The organism is Curtobacterium sp. NPDC090217 (assembly GCF_044746705.1).
In the GTDB taxonomy this organism is placed as follows: domain Bacteria; phylum Actinomycetota; class Actinomycetes; order Actinomycetales; family Microbacteriaceae; genus Curtobacterium.
The window spans coordinates 57,850-74,144 of record NZ_JBIVCR010000004.1 but is presented as its reverse complement, the minus strand read 5'-3'; the positions used below and the strand labels follow the sequence as shown (position 1 = coordinate 74,144).

Annotated in this window: 13 protein-coding genes; 10 read left to right on the top strand and 3 right to left on the bottom strand. The window is 69.8% G+C overall.

Annotated features, from left to right (window positions below):
* Positions 1-164: 164 nt before the first annotated feature.
* Complete coding sequence (locus ACIPJ2_RS14525; protein WP_402729405.1) at positions 165-596, bottom strand: hypothetical protein; 432 nt, start codon at positions 594-596, stop codon at positions 165-167.
* A gap of 117 nt (positions 597-713) precedes the next feature.
* Between ACIPJ2_RS14525 and ACIPJ2_RS14520 the strand changes: the two genes are divergently transcribed.
* The gene (locus ACIPJ2_RS14520; protein ID WP_402729404.1) at positions 714-1,202 is read left to right on the top strand and encodes a hypothetical protein; all 489 of its coding nucleotides are present in this window, start codon (positions 714-716) and stop codon (positions 1,200-1,202) included.
* 6 nt (positions 1,203-1,208) lie between these two features.
* Here the strand turns inward: ACIPJ2_RS14520 and ACIPJ2_RS14515 are convergent, their stop codons facing one another.
* Positions 1,209-1,622, bottom strand: a complete 414-nt coding sequence (locus tag ACIPJ2_RS14515; RefSeq protein WP_402729403.1) for an L-rhamnose mutarotase — start codon at positions 1,620-1,622, stop codon at positions 1,209-1,211.
* Complete coding sequence (locus ACIPJ2_RS14510) at positions 1,619-2,992, bottom strand: MFS transporter (protein WP_402729402.1); 1,374 nt, start codon at positions 2,990-2,992, stop codon at positions 1,619-1,621. The genes ACIPJ2_RS14515 and ACIPJ2_RS14510 overlap by 4 nt, the downstream gene beginning before the upstream one ends.
* Before the next feature lie 315 nt (positions 2,993-3,307).
* Between ACIPJ2_RS14510 and ACIPJ2_RS14505 the strand changes: the two genes are divergently transcribed.
* From ACIPJ2_RS14505 to ACIPJ2_RS14465, 9 genes are all read left to right on the top strand, one after another.
* Positions 3,308-4,318: a LacI family DNA-binding transcriptional regulator gene (locus tag ACIPJ2_RS14505; protein ID WP_402729401.1), complete on the top strand. Its 1,011-nt coding sequence runs from the start codon at positions 3,308-3,310 to the stop codon at positions 4,316-4,318.
* 25 nt (positions 4,319-4,343) lie between these two features.
* Positions 4,344-5,435 carry a LacI family DNA-binding transcriptional regulator gene (locus ACIPJ2_RS14500; protein WP_402729400.1) on the top strand — a complete coding sequence of 364 codons (1,092 nt, stop codon included), beginning with the start codon at positions 4,344-4,346 and terminating at the stop codon, positions 5,433-5,435.
* Positions 5,436-5,785: 350 nt separating this feature from the next.
* A complete protein-coding gene (locus ACIPJ2_RS14495; protein ID WP_402729399.1) occupies positions 5,786-7,111 on the top strand; it encodes an ABC transporter substrate-binding protein in 1,326 nt (441 codons plus the stop codon).
* Positions 7,112-7,190: 79 nt separating this feature from the next.
* Complete coding sequence (locus ACIPJ2_RS14490) at positions 7,191-8,045, top strand: carbohydrate ABC transporter permease (protein ID WP_402729714.1); 855 nt, start codon at positions 7,191-7,193, stop codon at positions 8,043-8,045.
* A complete protein-coding gene (locus ACIPJ2_RS14485) occupies positions 8,042-8,905 on the top strand; it encodes a carbohydrate ABC transporter permease (protein ID WP_402729398.1) in 864 nt (287 codons plus the stop codon). Before ACIPJ2_RS14490 ends, ACIPJ2_RS14485 begins: the two co-directional genes overlap by 4 nt.
* 111 nt (positions 8,906-9,016) lie before the next feature.
* Positions 9,017-11,326 (top strand): family 78 glycoside hydrolase catalytic domain, encoded by a 2,310-nt coding sequence (locus tag ACIPJ2_RS14480; RefSeq protein ID WP_402729397.1) that lies wholly within the window; start codon positions 9,017-9,019, stop codon positions 11,324-11,326.
* Positions 11,327-11,515: 189 nt separating this feature from the next.
* Positions 11,516-12,685 carry an L-rhamnose isomerase gene (gene rhaI, locus ACIPJ2_RS14475; protein WP_402729396.1) on the top strand — a complete coding sequence of 390 codons (1,170 nt, stop codon included), beginning with the start codon at positions 11,516-11,518 and terminating at the stop codon, positions 12,683-12,685.
* 4 nt (positions 12,686-12,689) lie between these two features.
* Complete coding sequence (locus tag ACIPJ2_RS14470; protein ID WP_402729395.1) at positions 12,690-14,774, top strand: bifunctional aldolase/short-chain dehydrogenase; 2,085 nt, start codon at positions 12,690-12,692, stop codon at positions 14,772-14,774.
* A 16-nt stretch (positions 14,775-14,790) separates the two neighbouring features.
* The gene (locus ACIPJ2_RS14465) at positions 14,791-16,266 is read left to right on the top strand and encodes a rhamnulokinase family protein (RefSeq protein WP_402729394.1); all 1,476 of its coding nucleotides are present in this window, start codon (positions 14,791-14,793) and stop codon (positions 16,264-16,266) included.
* Positions 16,267-16,295: the final 29 nt, after the last annotated feature.

Sequence of the window (16,295 nt, the reverse complement as noted above, 5' to 3'; positions counted from 1 at the left end):
CCACGAGAGCGCCCGCGAGAGCGCCCGCGAGAGCGCCCGCGAAAGCGACAGTTCACCGCGAGGTCCCCGCGGGAAACTGTCGCTTTCGCGGTGCGGTCCGCGTGATGAGCCGCGGACGTGTCGCTCTCGCGTATCAGTCGGGCGCGCGACGGCCGCGACGCGCCTCAGTCGGGCAGGACCGCGTCGGGGACGTCCCGCAGGAAGATCTCGATCGTCTTCGGGCCGACGCCGTGCAGCGCTCCGAGCCGGTCACGCAGCTCCTGCCGAGACGACGCGGTCTTCACGAGGTGCGACACCGAGCCCTCGTCGGCGTCGAGCGTGTGCATCGTCTCGTGCAGCGCGTCGGTCATCTGGTAGTCGAACCGTCCGTAGCCGCCCTCGTCGAGGACCTTGCGGAGCTGCTCCCGTCCGGCCCCGGCGAACTTGCCCGGGCTCGTGAACCCGTGGTCGATCAGCACGCGGTACGTCTCGGCCGCCTGCTCCTGCCGGATCGGCCGACCGAACAGCATGCTCGCGAGGAACCACCGGTACAGCTGCTGGGGTCCGCCGTCCGACAGGTCGATGCCGAGGTCGGAGGCGTGGGTCACGTCGGCCATGCCGGGCACCGTACCCGCACCGGCACCACGCCCGGTCCAGGTCCGGGGGTTACCCCCACCCCGGATCCGGAGGACCGCCGGATCGTCCCGCCGACCGCGCGGAACGACGATGGATCCATGAACACGTCACGCTCCGAACGATCCGCCGTCACCTCCGCCTTCGCCGTCGTCGGCATGGGTCTCGTCGTCGCCACCTTGACCGGCTGCAGCATGATCGAGCAGTCGCTCCCGCAGCAGCACCGCCACTACGACACCTACCGCGATGCCCCGTCGTCGGCGAACTCGGAGGACGTGGCCTGGTTCATGCCGAAGTGGGTGCCGGAGGACGCGAAGGACATCGACGTGCGCCTGGACACGAGCAACCCCGGGTACGTCATCGCCTTCGACTCCGCGACCGGAGTCGACACGGCGGCGTGCGAGCCCGTCGACGGCACCCACGGCGGCCCGGCGATGACGGCCGACTTCCTGCCGAAGTCGCTGCCCACGAGCGACCTGGTCACGTGCGGCGACGGACGGATCACGGCCGAGATCGACGGCCGTTGGTACGGCTGGACGTCGAAGGAGCCGGTGTCGTCCGACTCGGACGACACCCTGCGCAGTTCCTGACCGGACCTACTCCCCCGCCGCGGCGAGCTGGTCCTCGAGGTTGAACACCTCCGGCAGGATCCGCGCCGTCTGGTCTGCCCGACCGGTGGTCCCGTCGAAGAGATCCTGCATGTGGGCCTCCCACGCGGACGCGACCTCGCTGGCCGCGAGGGCCGCGTCCGCATCGGCGACCGACTCGGTCTCGTAGTAGCCGATCAGCAGGCCGTCGTCGTCGAGGAAGAGGGAGTAGTTCCGTCGACCGGCCCCCGCGATGGCCCGGAGCATCGCCGGCCAGACCGCGGCGTGCCGCTCGCGGTACGCGTCCATGTGCTCCGCAGCCACCTGCAGTCGGAAGCAGACGCGCGTGACGCGATCTGAGCCTCCAGTCCGGTGCGGCTGGGCGGACGGGAGGCCCGGTGCCGGTCCGGTGGGCCCGCTCACCTGGGTGTCCGCTCGTCTCGCGAGCGGCGCGCCGGTTCGCGCGCCGCTCGCGCTCGCTCCTCGTGCTCGTCGACCGTTCGGACGGTGCCGGTGACGCTCGTCACCGTGCCGTACCGCTCGGCCTCGATCTCCTCGAGGGACTTCCCACGGGTCTCCGGCGCCCAGATCGTGCCGACCAGGAACGAGACGGCGAGGAGCCCGATGATGAGCCCGCCGAGGGGGCGGAGGCCGATGTCGGTGAGGAGCACGGGGAACCACATGCTGAGGAGTCCGACCGTGACGCGGGCGGCGAGGAACAGCACGCCCTGCGCGCTCGCACGGTACCTGGTCGCGAAGAGCTCGCTCGTCCAGAGGCCGTAGAACGCCTGCGCGCCGATGCCGGACGAGATGCCCCAGCCGATCGCGAAGAACAGCAGTGTGCCGGTGTTCGCCGGGCCGTAGATGAGCACGGCCCAGACGACGATCGCCAGCGCGGCACCGATCGCGAAGAGCACCCGTCTGCTGATCCGGTCCCCGTACCGCATGAACACGAAGTACGTCGTGAGCACGGTGCAGAACCAGACGAGGACCTGCAGGGCGTCCTGCTCGATGACGCTCGTCACCCCGGTCGCGGCGTAGATGCGCGGTTGGAAGATGCCGGCCTGGCCGGCGACGGTGTTCCACATCGCGTAGACGCCGAACAGGAAGAGCATCGCGACGAGGTTGATCTTCTTCGAGAACAGCTGGCCGACGCCGTGGAAGAAGCTGACCGTGCCGGTGGCCGCTCGCTCGTCCTTCCAGATGTTCGACTCCGGCAGCCCACGGCGGAGCCACCACACCACCGCGGCGACGACGAAGAGGTGCGCGAAGATGAGCCGGCTGCCGAGGAGTCCGAGCGGGGCAGCGGCGATCGCCAGCGCGAAGCCGACCATCGGGCCGATCGACCATGCGAGCTGCGCGGTGCCGACGTGTGCCGCACGCCTGCCAGCCGGCGCCTGTTCGGCGATGTAGGTCCAGCTGGCGGGGACACCGGCACCGACCGCGATGCCGCACAGGATGAAGCCCGTCAGGAGCATGCCGTAGTTGCCGGCGAACACCGCGAGGACGACCCCGAGCATGTACAGCAGCAGGTCGTACGTGTAGATGAACTTCCGGCCGTAGCGGTCGCACAGGGGGCCACCGATCGCGGCGCCGATCGCAGCGCCGAACGCGTTCGAGGAGAGGCTCGCGAGCAGGCCGACGCCGAGGTCGCCGATGTGGAACTGGGCCTGCCAGAACGCCAGGCTCGTCGCGATCGCGATGATCGAGCCCGACTCGATGTAGTTCGACATGGCCACCGAGATGGTGGCCTTCCAGCCGGTCGTGTTGCTGGCTCCGATACGGACCGCCATTGGTCCTCCGTTCGTGCGTGTTCGTCGGTGAATCGTTTCAACGGTGCAGCGAAGAAGATACGCCCGGTGGTCGGGTCCTGCAAGTGGGGCGTTTCACGCGTGGGGGGCCGTTTCGCGCGTTCGGTGTCGTTTCGCGCGTAGGGGGTCGAATCGCGCGTAGGAGGTCGAATCGCGCGTAGGAGGCCGTTCGTTCCAGCCTCCAACGCGCGAACCCGCTTCCCATCGCGGGCGTTCTGGGTGCTTTCATGCGGCGCGCGACCGCGACACCACGCCCCACACGACAGCGAACGACGATCGGGATGCCAGGATGACCGCATGACGGTGAGCGTTCGGGAGGTCGCGGCTCTCGCGGGCGTGTCCCTCGGCACGGTCTCGAACGTGTTGAACCGACCCGAGAAGGTGGCCCCCTCGACGGTCGAGCGCGTGCAGAGCGCCATCGCCGAGCTCGGGTTCGTGCGGAACGACTCGGCACGCCAGCTCCGTGCCGGTCGCAGCTCCACCGTCGGGCTCGTCGTGCTGGACGGCGGCAACCCGTTCTTCACCGACGTCGCCCGAGGTGCGGAGGACGCCGCGATGTCGAAGGGCCTTGCGGTCCTCATCGGCAACTCGGACGAGTCGACCGAGCGCGAGCGCACCTACATCGACCTGTTCGAGGAGCGCCGCGTCGCCGGCCTGCTCATCTCCCCCGCCGGCGACGACCTCGAACGGCTGGTCAGACTGCGCGACCAGGGCACCGCCGTCGTGCTCGTGGACCGTCGCGCGGACGACGAGCACTTCGCATCCGTGTCCGTCGACGACGTGGCAGGCGGCCGGATCGCCGTCGAACACCTCGTGGACATCGGCCGACGGCGCATCGCCTTCGTCGGCGGCCCGTTCGGCATCCGGCAGGTCGCCGATCGACACGCGGGAGCACTCGGTGCCGTCACGGCCGCCGGCGCCTCGCTCGAGGTCCTGCAGACGTCGTCGCTGTCCGTGCTCGAGGGCCGGCGCATCGGCGAGGAGATCCAGCGTCGCCCGGCGTCGGAGCGGCCGGACGCGGTGTTCGCGGCGAACGACCTCATCGCCGTCGGGCTCGAGCAGGCGTTCATCATGCGCGGCTCGGTGTCCGTCCCCGACGAGATCGCGATCGTGGGCTACGACGACATCGCGTTCGCCGAGGCCGCCGTCGTGCCGCTCACGAGTGTCCGGCAGCCGGCGCAGGACCTCGGGCGGCAGGCGATCGAGCTCCTGGTGCACCAGGTCGAGCACGGCCAGGACATCGAGCTCGAACGGGTCGAGTTCACCCCGGAGCTGGTCGTCCGCCAGTCCACCGTCCGCGATCGGTGACGCATCGCCGGTCTACGATCGAGGGATGGTGCAGCCCCCTCGACGCGACGGGCCGCCGAGCGTGCACCACGTCGCCGCGCGGGCGGGTGTGTCACTCGCGACGGTGTCGAACGTCCTGAACCACCCGGAGCGCGTCCGAGCGGCAACAGCGGCCCGAGTCCACGCCGCCATCGCGGATCTCGGGTACACGCCGAACCGGAACGCCCGTGCACTCGCGTCCGGCAGGAGCCGGTCGATCGGGCTCGTCGTGTCGTCGCTGCAGAACTCCCTGTTCAGCGACATGCTCAACGGCGCCCAGCTCGCCGCCCGGGAACGGGAGTTCGCCCTGCTCATCGCCAGCAGCGAGAACGACCCGCGCGCGCAGGCCGACCACCTGGCCTTCCTCGAGAGCACCCGGGTGTCCGGCATCCTCCTCGCGACGATGGAGGAGTCCCGTGACCAGGTCGAGCTCACCCGCCGGCACGGTCACCCGGTCGTCTACGTGAACTACGAGCCGACCGAGGTCGACGCCTGCTCGGTCGTGGTGGACAACGAGCGGGCCGGGTACATCGCGACGACGCACCTCATCGAACGGGGGTGCCGACGCATCGGCTTCGTGAGTGCACGACAGGAACTCCAGCCCGTGCACCGCCGTCGTGCCGGCGTGCTCCGCGCGATCGCCGAACATCCAGGGGTGCGCCTCGTCGACGTGGACGCCGGCGACATCGACCCGCCAGGGGGCACCGACGCCGGGGTCCGCATCGCCGGCATGCCTGTGTCCGAGCGACCAGACGGGGTCCTTGGCGTGACGGACTTGCTCGCGATGGCCGTCGTCACCGAGCTGCGCGCCGCCGGGATCCGCGTGCCGGAGGACATCCCCGTCTCGGGCTGCGACCACAACTCGGTCGCGTGGGGCGGTGCGGTCCCCCTGACCTCGGTGACCATGCACGGCGCTGAGATGGGTGCGCGGGCGGTCGACCTGCTGCTCGCGGAGCTGCTGGACCCGCCGGACGAGCACGTGCACCGGACGGTCATGCTCGACACCGAGCTCGTGCCGCGCGAGAGCACGCTCGGCCGCGAGGGTGCGGCCGCCGCGCGACGTGGCACCCCCGAGGACCCCCGCCGCACCGAGGCCTGACCCGGCGCACGGCGGTCGCAACCCGCCGAAGCACCCCCAGAAGCCCGAGACACCGCCGGAATCCGGGGCGTTTCGACGACATCGTGGTGCCTCGACGAGTCGCAGGCGCGGCGCACGCGCGGCGCACGCGCGGCACAGGCACGGCACGTGCGCACCACCGAACCGCACCCGCCGGAACTTGGAGCGCGCCAGCACGTAACGAATCAGAATCGGTGATTGACACGCTTCAATCCGCATGGTTCCATTCCGATTGAAACGTTCTAAACAGCACGACCGGCCACCACGACGACGCGGTGTCCGGGTCCGTTTCACCCGGGTCTCCCCAACCCGGGCCTTACGAGGAGGTAAGGATGTCAGCACGTTCCCTGACCACCCGGCTGCTCGCCATCGGCGGCGCCACGGTCCTCATCGGCGGCCTCGCCGCCTGTTCGTCCGGCGGCTCCGCCGACACGGGCAGCGGCGGCGGCAAGGTCCAGATCAGCTACCTGGTCGACAACTCCACGGCGACCGCCGTCACGACGAAGGCACTCGTCGCGGCGTTCGAGAAGGCCAACCCCGACATCACGGTGAAGGTCGACACGAAGCCGCAGGGCACCGACGGCGACAACCTGGTCAAGACGCGGTTGTCCACCGGTGAGATGGACGACGTCTTCAACTACAACTCCGGGTCGCTCATGCAGGCGCTCAACCCGGACAACACGCTCGTCGACCTGTCCGACCAGAGCTGGGCGAAGGACGTCGACAAGCAGTTCACGAAGGTCGTCAGCACCGACAAGGGCATGTACGGCGCACCCTTCGGCACGAGCTTCGGCGGCGGCGTCATGTACAACAAGAAGGTCTACGCCGACCTCGGCCTGAAGGTCCCCACCACCTGGGACGAGTTCATCAGCAACAGCGAGAAGATCAAGGACGCCGGCAAGGTCGCGCCGATCATCCAGACGTACGGCGACACCTGGACCAGCCAGCTCTTCGTGCTCGGCGACTTCGCCAACATCACGGCGCAGCAGGCCGACTGGGCGACGAAGTACACCGCGCACAAGGAGTCCTACGCGAAGGACCCGGCGTTCGCCGGCTTCGAGCACCTCGCCGAGGTCAAGGACAAGGGCCTCCTGAACGAGGACTTCGCATCGGCGACGCAGGCGAACGGCCTGAAGATGCTCGCCGACGGCACCGGAGCCCAGTACCCGATGCTCACGAACGCGATCTCGACCCTGCAGCAGGACAGCCCGGACGCGGTGAACGACATCGGTGCCTTCGCCCTGCCGGCACAGAACGCGGACGACACGAACCTGACGATCTGGGAGCCGAACGGCCTCTACATCCCGAAGACGACCACGGGCGACAAGCTCGCGGCGGCGAAGAAGTTCATCGCGTTCGCCAACTCGTCCGACGGCTGCAAGGTGCAGAACGACACCGGGACACCCGGCGGCCCGTACGTCATCTCGACGTGCAAGCTCCCGGACTCCGTGCCGACGATGCTCGGCGACCTGCAGAAGTACATCGACGACGGCAAGGCGACGCCGGCGCTCGAGTTCCTCTCCCCCATCAAGGGCCCGAACCTCGAGAAGATCTGCGTGCAGGTCGGCTCCGGGATCTCCACCGCAGCGGTCGGCGCCAAGCAGTACGACCAGGACGTCGTGCAGCAGGCGCAGCAGCTCGGCCTGAAGGGCTGGTGAGTCGGTGACCGCGACGCTCACGACGGCGGTCGCCCCGCCGCAGACCACGAAGGCCGGACCGGGTCCTGCCCGCAAGCGGATGCGTTCGTTCTACCCCGCGTGGTTCTTCATCCCCGCGATCGCACTCTACGTCGTGTTCTTCGCGGTCCCGACCTTCGCCGGGTTCTACTTCTCGCTCACCCGCTGGACGCTGTTCGACCAGACCTTCATCGGCTTCGACAACTTCGTCCGGTTCTTCCAGGACCCGCAGCTCGTCTCGGGCTTCATCCACACGTTCGAGTACGGGTTCGTGACGAGCGCGGCGAAGGTGGTCCTCGGACTCGCCCTCGCCCTGCTCCTCACGTCCCCCGTGCTCGGACGCGGGTACCTCCGGGCGGTCGTGTTCTTCCCGGTGCTCGTGTCGACGATCGGCATCGGCATCACGTTCAAGGCGCTGATGGACCCCTTCCACGGGATCATCAACTCCGTGTTGGGAGGACTCGGCCTCCCGACACCGGGGTGGCTGACCGACCCGGCCCTCGCGCTCTGGAGCGTGGCGGCTGTGGACATCTGGAAGGGCGTCGGCATCGCGACGCTCATCTTCATCGCCGGCATCGTGGCGATCCCGCAGGAGTACTTCGAGGCCGCCCGCGTCGACGGCGCAAGCGCCTGGACGATCTTCCGGAACATCACGCTGCCGTTGTCCCGCCCCGCGATGGGCACGGTCATCATCCTGTCGCTCATCGGCGGTCTGCGGTCGTTCGACCTCATCTGGGCGATGACCGGCGGTGGACCGGGGTTCACCAGCGACGTCATCGCGAGCGTGATCTACAAGCAGTACCAGGCGGGCTTCTACGGCCTGTCGACAGCCGGCAACGTCGTGTTGTTCGTCGTCGTCACGGCGATCATGGTGCCGGTCTCCTGGCTCATCAACCGGAAGGAGCCGGAACTGTGACCGCCATCAGCACCACCCCGCGCCGCCGCCGCCCGGGCACCACCCGTAGGTGGATCATCGGCATCGTCGCCATCGTGGTGTCGTTCGTGGTCTTCCTCGTGCCGTTCGTGTTCGTCCTGCTCCAGGCAGCGAAGTCGCCGGCCGAGGCGAACCAGCTCGGCTTCACCCTGCCGACCCAGTGGCAGCTGTGGCAGAACCTGCAGGCGGTGTTCCAGACCGGCGAGTCCGGCATCGTCCGGGCGTTCGTCAACAGCGCCGTGCTGACGGTGGGCAGCGTGGTCATCATGGTCGTGTTCTCCGCCATGGTCGGCTACGTCCTGCAGCGTCGACCCGGCCGGTGGAACGGGGTCATCAACTTCTTCGTCCTCGCCGGCCTGATCGTCCCGCCGGCGATCGTCCCGACGATCTGGGTGCTGCAGGGCCTCAACCTGTTCAAGACCATGGGCGGGATGATCCTCATCGAGGCCACCTTCGGCCTGTCGTTCTGCATCCTGCTGTTCCGGGCGTTCGTCGCGACGATCCCCAAGGAGCTGGACGAAGCCGCCGTGCTCGACGGTGCCGGGCCGATCCGCCTGTTCTTCGGGGTCGTCCTGCCGCTGCTGAAGCCGGTCATCATCACCGTCGTGCTCGTCCAGTCGGTCGCCGTGTTCAACGACTTCGCGAACCCGCTGTACTTCCTCCCGGGGTCCGAGAACGCCACCGTGCAGCAGACGCTGTACGCGTTCCAGAGCCAGTCGGTCAGCCAGCTGAACCTGCTGTTCACGGACGTCCTGCTCATCACGATCCCCCCGCTCATCCTCTACATCTTCTTCAACCGTCAGATCGTCGCCGGCATGACCAGCGGCGCCGTCAAGGGCTGACGCCCGACCCGGACTGGAGGCCCGACCCGCCACCGGCAGGTCGGCCTCCGTCCGGCAGTCCCACCGACCAACGACGCGGCCGTCGACGACGACGGCCGCCGGAAGGACACCATGACCACCTGGACCGCATCGTTCATCGCGAGCGACACCGACCTCGGCAGCGCGCCGATCCTGCGCCGGGAGTTCACCATCGACGACGGCCACGGTGCCGTCCGCCGAGCCACCCTCGACGTCAGCGCCCTCGGGGTGGTCGAGGCGTGGCTCGGAGGCTCTCGTGTCTCGGACAGCCTGCTCGAACCGGGGTGGACGAGCTACGAGTGGCGCATCCGCGTCGCGTCGCACGACGTCCTGTCGCACCTGAGCTCGACCGCTCCCGGGGACGCCGCCGTGCTCGCCCTGGTCATCGGCAACGGCTGGGCAGCCGGACGCCTGGCGTGGGGCGGAGGCGGCGGCTGGTACACGGACGAACGTGCCGGGTTCGCCGAGCTCCGCATCGAGTTCGAGGACGGGCACGTCCAGACCGTCGCCACCGACACCGACTGGCAGGCGTTGTCCAGTGCGATCACCGCCGACCAGCTCTACGACGGCGAGGACATCGACGCCCGACTCCGCGACGGGTCGTTCCTGCAGCCGGGCACGCCGACGATCCCGAGTACCGACGGACACCCCGGTCGGTCGGTCGGCGTCCACACCGTCGACGTCGGCGACCGCGAGCTCGTCGCCGACACCGTCCCGCCGGTCCGGCCCCTCGCCGAGATCGCGCCGGTCGACGTCTGGACGAGCCCGTCCGGCGCAACACTGGTCGACTTCGGCGTGAACCTGGTCGGCTGGCTCCGCGTCGTCGCCTCCGGCCCGGCCGGCACGGTCCTGACGATCCGGCACGCCGAGGTCCTCGAGCACGACGAGCTCGGCACCCGTCCACTCCGGACCGCGAAGGCGACGGACCACTTCACCCTGAGCGGCGACGGCGCGGACACGTTCGAGCCGCGCTTCACCTTCCACGGCTTCCGGTACGCGGCCGTCGAGGGGTGGCCCGGCACGCTGGACGAACTCCGGGCGGCGCTCACCGCGGTGCAGGTCGGCAGCGACCTGACCCGCACGGGCACGTTCGAGTCGAGCCACGAGCTGCTCAACACCTTCCACGACAACGTGGTCCGGGGCATGCAGGGCAACTTCCTCAGCGTCCCGACGGACTGCCCGCAGCGCGACGAGCGGCTCGGGTGGACGGGCGACATCGCGGCGTTCGCCCCGACGGCCTCGTACCTGTTCGACACCAGGGCGTTCCTCGGCGACTGGCTCCGCGACGTGTGGCTCGAGCAGCAGCACGCCGACGGGGTGATCCCGTTCGTGGTGCCCGACGTGCTGAAGTACTCCCCCGCCGAGGACTTCGGGAAGCCCGACGCCACCGCGATCTGGTCGGACGCCGGGGTCTGGGTACCGTGGACGCTGTACCAGGCCTACGGCGACACCGCGGTGCTCGAGGAACAACTGCCGTCGATGGTCGCGCACCTCCGTCGGATCCGCGACCACCTGTCGCCCCAGGGCCTCTGGGACACGGTGTTCCAGTTCGGCGACTGGCTCGACCCCGATGCCCCGCCGGAGGACGCCGCGAAGGCGAAGGCCGACCCGGGCGTCGTCGCCACGGCGTGCGCGTACCGGTCGGCGACGCTCGTCGCCGAGGCGGCGCGCTTGACCGGCCACGAGGCGGAGGCGAGCGAGGCCGAGGAACTGGCCACGAGCCTCCAGGCCGCGTTCCGGGAGCACTACGTGACGGACGGACGGATCCTCAGCGACTGCACCACCGTCTACGCGCTCGCCATCGTGTTCGGGATCCTGTCCGACGAGGACTCCGCGAAGGCCGGCGACCGGCTCGCCGAGCTCGCTGCTGCGTCCGGGTACCGGATCTCGACGGGCTTCGCCGGCACGCCCTTCATCACGGACGCGCTGACGCAGACGGGGCACCTCGACGACGCGTACCGGCTGCTGCTGCAGACGGAGTGCCCGTCGTGGCTGTACCCGGTGACGATGGGGGCGACGACGGTCTGGGAGCGCTGGGACTCGATGCTGCCGGACGGCACCATCAACCCGGGCGAGATGACCTCGTTCAACCACTACGCGCTCGGTGCCGTGGCGGACTGGATGCACCGGGTCGTGGGTGGTCTCGCGCCGCTGACGCCCGGGTACGAGTCCGTGCTCATCGCGCCGCAGCCCGGCGGAGGCCTGACGTGGGCGTCCACCTCGCTCGACACCGTGCACGGGCACGTCGCCGTGCGGTGGGAGCTCGTCGACGGGGAGCTGCTCGTCCGGGCGACCGTGCCGGACGGGGTCAGCGCGGTGGTGCGCTTGCCGGGCCTCCCGGAGCAGCGCGTCGGCGCCGGCACGCACGAGCTGCGCGCGCCGGCCGCGGTGCCCGCGGCGTAGCCGCCCGGCGGCTGTCGTGGCCGGGGCTGGCGTCGGATTCGCGCCCCCGAACGGACATCGCGCCCCGACGCACCGGGGCGCGATGTCCACAACGGGGCGCGAACCAATCGGCGGTGCGCACCGGTTGCGCGACGCGCCGCCGCCGAGTAGCGTATGAAACGATTCAATCGACCACGAGGAAGTGACACGATGACATCAGCAAGCTTCAGTTCGATCGGCGACCAGCTGGCACGGCAGGCGATCGAGCTCCCGTCCTGGGCGTTCGGCAACTCCGGCACGCGTTTCAAGGTGTTCAGCACCCCGGGAACGCCCCGAGACCCGTACGAGAAGATCGCCGACGCGGCCCAGGTCAACAAGTACACGGGGCTGGCTCCCACGGTGGCGCTCCACATCCCGTGGGACCTCGTCGACGACTTCGCCGACCTCCGCCGCCACGCCGAGGAGCACGGCGTCCGCCTGGGCACCGTGAACTCGAACACGTTCCAGGACGACGACTACAAGTTCGGCGCCCTGACCCACGTCGACGAGACGATCCGGCAGAAGGCGATCGACCACCACCTGCGCTGCATCGACGTGATGGATGCCACCGGCAGCCGCGACCTGAAGATCTGGCTCGCCGAGGGCTCGAACTACCCGGGGCAGGAGGACATGCGCTCCCGCCAGGACCGCCTCCACGACAGCCTGACGACGATCTACGACCGGCTCGGGGACGACCAGCGCCTGGTCCTGGAGTACAAGTTCTTCGAGCCGTCGTTCTACCACACGGACGTCCCCGACTGGGGCACCAGCTACGTGCAGACGAGCGCCCTCGGCGACAAGGCGATGGTCTGCCTCGACACCGGCCACCACGCACCGGGCACGAACATCGAGTTCATCGTCATGCAGCTGCTGCGCCTCGGCAAACTGGGGAGCTTCGACTTCAACTCGCGCTTCTACGCCGACGACGACCTCATCGTGGGCGCGGCCGACCCGTTCCAGCTGTTCCGCATCCTGGTCGAGGTCATCCGCGGCGGCGGCTACGACAACCCCGACGTCGCGTTCATGCTCGACCAGTGCCACAACATCGAGGACAAGATCCCCGGGCAGATCCGCTCGGTGCTGAACGTGCAGGAGATGACGGCCCGCGCGCTGCTCCTCGACCGCGTGGCGCTGACGGCGGCGCAGGAAGCGCACGATGTCCTGGGCGCGAACGAGATCTTCATGGACGCGTACCAGACCGACGTCAGGAAGGACCTCGCCGCCTGGCGCGAATCGCGCGGCCTCCCGGCCGACCCGATGCGCGCGTACCTGGACTCCGGGTACCAGCGCTCGATCGCCGAGGACCGCGTCGGCGGCGTCCAGGCCGGCTGGGGCGCGTAGACAGATGACGATCAACGACCTGGAGGCCCGGGTGGACCCCGCAACGCAGACGACCGCCGGACAGGTGGTCGCCGACCTCATCGCACGTTCCAACGCGCTCGGCTCGGACCCGCGGATCACGAACTACGCCGGGGGGAACACCTCGGCGAAGGGCGCCGCGACCGATCCGGTGACCGGCGAACCCGTGGAACTGCTCTGGGTGAAGGGATCCGGGGGCGACCTCGGCACCCTGACACCGGCCGGGCTCGCCGTGCTGCGGGTCGACCGGGTCCGGGCGTTGGAGCAGGTCTACCCGGGCGTCGATCGCGAGGACGAGATGGTCGCCGCGTTCGACTACTGCCTGCACGGCAAGGGCGGAGCAGCTCCGAGTATCGACACGGCCATGCACGCACTCGTCGACGCCCCGCACGTGGACCACCTGCACCCGGACGCCGGCATCGCCATCGCGACGGCGACGGACGGCCCGGCCCTGACGGAGCGGGTCTTCGGCGGGAAGGTCGTGTGGGTGCCGTGGCGCCGACCCGGGTTCCAGCTCGGCCTCGACATCGCCGCGATCAAGCGGGAGCACCCCGAGGCGATCGGCACGATCCTCGGCGGGCACGGCATCACCGCGTGGGGGACCACCAGCGACGAGGCCGAGGCGAACTCCCGCTGGATCATCGGCACCGCCGAGCAGTACATCGCTGCGAACGGCAAGCCCGACCCGTTCGGCCCCGTCCGCGCGGGCTTCGAGGCGCTCCCCACCGACGAACGACGAGCCCGCGCCGCCGCCCTCGCCCCGACGATCCGTGGGATCGCGGGGCACGACAAGCCGGTCGTGGGGCACGTCACCGACAGCGACGTGGTGCTCGACTTCCTCGCGAGCGAGAAGGCGCCGGGACTCGCGGCGCTCGGCACCAGCTGCCCGGACCACTTCCTCCGCACCAAGGTGAAGCCACTCCTGCTCGACCTGCCCGCCACGGCGAGCGTCGAAGAGCAGCGAGCGCGCCTGCACGAGCTGCACACGTCCTACCGCGAGGACTACCAGGCGTACTACGACCGGCACGCGACGCCCGAGTCCCCCGCGATCCGCGGCGCCGACCCGCTCATCGTGCTCGTCCCCGGTGTCGGCATGTTCTCGTACGGCAAGGACGCCCAGACCGCCCGCGTCGCTGGCGAGTTCTACGTCAACGCGATCAACGTCATGCGCGGCGCCGAAGCACTCTCCACCTACGCCCCGATCGACGAGGCCGAGAAGTTCCGCATCGAGTACTGGGCCCTCGAAGAAGCCAAGCTCCAGCGGATGCCGGCGCCGAAGAAGCTCGCGACCCGCATCGCCCTCGTCACCGGGGCCGCATCCGGCATCGGCAAGGCGATCGCGAAGCGCCTGGCGTCGGAGGGTGCCGCGGTCGTCATCGCCGACCTCGACGAGACGAAGGCGCAGGAGGCCGCCGCCGAGATCGGGGACACCGACCGGGCGATCGGCGTCGCGGCGAACGTGACCTCCGCCGAGGACATCGCGCGCGCCGTCCAGGAGACCCTGCTGCACTTCGGCGGGCTCGACCTCGTCGTCAACAACGCGGGGCTGAGCCTGAGCAAGTCGCTGCTCGAGACCACCGAGCAGGACTGGGACCTGCAGCACGACGTCATGGCGAAGGGCTCGTTCCTGGTGTCGAAGGCCGCGGCGAAGGTCCTCATCGAGCAGGGCCTCGGCGGCGACATCGTGTACATCTCGAGCAAGAACTCGGTGTTCGCCGGCCCGAACAACATCGCCTACTCCGCCACGAAGGCCGACCAGGCCCACCAGGTGCGACTGCTGGCGGCCGAGCTCGGCGAACACGGCGTCCGGGTGAACGGCATCAACCCGGACGGCGTCGTCCGCGGCTCGGGCATCTTCGCGTCCGGCTGGGGTGCCAACCGCGCGAAGACGTACGGGATCGACGAGCAAGACCTCGGCGCGTTCTACGCCCAGCGCACGATCCTCAAGCGCGAGGTCGTCCCGGAGAACGTCGCCAACGCCGTCTACGCCATCTGCACGGACGACTTCTCGCACACCACCGGACTGCACGTGCCGGTCGACGCCGGCGTCGCCGCGGCGTTCCTGCGCTGAGACGAGAGGCAGCAGCATGCACACCAGCGGCAGCGTCGCCGCGGTCGACCTCGGCGCCACGAGTGGCCGGGTCGTCGTCGGGCACGTCGACACGGACGGCGTGCGGATGGAGCACGTCTCCCGGTTCCCGAACGGCCCGGTCGCGCTCCACGAGCACGATCGGGAGGCCCTGCACTGGGACATCGTCGAGCTGTACCGGAACGTGACGGACGGACTCCGGGACGCGTTCGGGCGGCATCCCGACCTCGCCAGCATCGGGATCGACTCGTGGGCGGTCGACTACGGACTCCTCCGCGACGGACGCCTGCTCGGCCTGCCGTCCCACTACCGGGACGACCGGCACGAGCACGGCGTCGCCCCGGTGCACGCAGCGGTCGACGCCGCCGAGCTGTACAGCCGCAACGGGCTGCAGCACCTCCCCTTCAACACGCTGTTCCAGTGGGCGGCGGACCCGACGCTGCACCTCGCCGACCGTGCCCTGCTCGTCCCCGACCTGCTCGGGTACTGGCTCACCGGCGTCGAGGCGGCCGAGCGGACCAACGCCTCGACGACCGGGGCACTCAACGCGACCACCCGTGGGTGGGACCCGGCGTTGCGGGCTGCTGCGGGCCTCCCGTCCGGACTCCTGCCAACGCTCCGCGACCCGGGAGACCGACTCGGTCCCCTGCTGCCGGCCGTCGCCGACCTCGTCGGCGGCAGCGCGCCGGTCACGCTGGTCGGGTCGCACGACACGGCCTCGGCCGTCGTCGCGGTCCCCGCGACGACCGGCGACTTCGGCTACATCTCGAGCGGCACGTGGTCGCTCGTCGGCGTCGAGCTCGAGGCCCCCGTCCTGTCGGACGCGGCCCGCGACGCGAACTGCACCAACGAGGGCGGTGTGGACGGCCGGGTCCGGTTCCTCAAGAACGTGTCAGGACTGTGGTTGCTCTCGGAGAGCGTCCGGACCTGGGAACGTGGCGGCGAGCGCATCGATCTGGAGGCTCTGCTCGCCTCCGCCGCGGCCGTCACCGCCCCGGTCCCCGTCTTCGACGTCGCGGACGAGTCGTTCACGCCCCCCGGCGACATGCCTGCCCGGATCGCCTCCTGGTGCTCCGAGCACGGCCTCTCGGCACCCGCGACGCGGGCGGAGTTCGTCCGGTCGATCCTGGAGTCGTTGGCCGTCGCCTACGCCGCGACGCTGGCGACGATCGCCACGATCACCGGCAAGGACATCCGACAGGTCCACATCGTCGGCGGCGGTTCCCAGAACCGGCTGCTGTGCCAGCTGACGGCCGATCGCACCGGGCTGCCGGTCCTGGCGGGTCCGGTCGAGGCGACCGCACTCGGCAACATCCTGGTGCAGGCGCGGGCTGCTGGGCTTGCCAGCCTCGGCGGCGCGTCCCTCGAGGCGCTGCGCACCGTGGTCGCGCGCACGGTCGAACCCGTCCGGTACACCCCGACGACGGAACGAACCACCACCTCATCCACCCCGAGACATAGGATGTCTGTATGACTTCGACCGATGACCAGCGACGTGTCGAC